Raw genomic sequence first — 245 nt, 5'->3', positions numbered from 1 at the left:
AATCGTATCGAGTCTGACCATGCACCCATCAAAAAATTGGTAAAAGCGGCCGGGGGGTTCAAACGGCCAAATCGAGCCTGGTCAACGCTTCAGGGATTTGAGACGATGCGACGACTGAATAAAGGTCAATTTGATATTTGGCTACGCTGTGACGAACCTGAATGTCGCGTGCGGGAAAGATCCGCCTTTATGAATCGGCTCTTTAACATTGAGACGGTTTTAGCCTAATTATTTCCCCCATCAAT

The 245-nt window shown here is 46.9% G+C and carries 1 protein-coding gene; it reads left to right on the top strand.

The features are described 5' to 3' along the window. Nucleotides 1-228: DDE-type integrase/transposase/recombinase (locus V2A85_RS24785; protein WP_420072696.1), on the top strand; the 228-nt coding region annotated here is incomplete at its 5' end. Between the last annotated feature and the right edge of the window lie 17 nt (nt 229-245).

The sequence above is a fragment of the Yersinia sp. 1252 StPb PI genome, assembly GCF_048593885.1.
Taxonomy (GTDB): domain Bacteria; phylum Pseudomonadota; class Gammaproteobacteria; order Enterobacterales; family Enterobacteriaceae; genus Yersinia; species Yersinia enterocolitica_E.
Note: the sequence above shows the minus strand (reverse complement) of the source record. Positions and strands in the feature narration are given on the sequence as shown.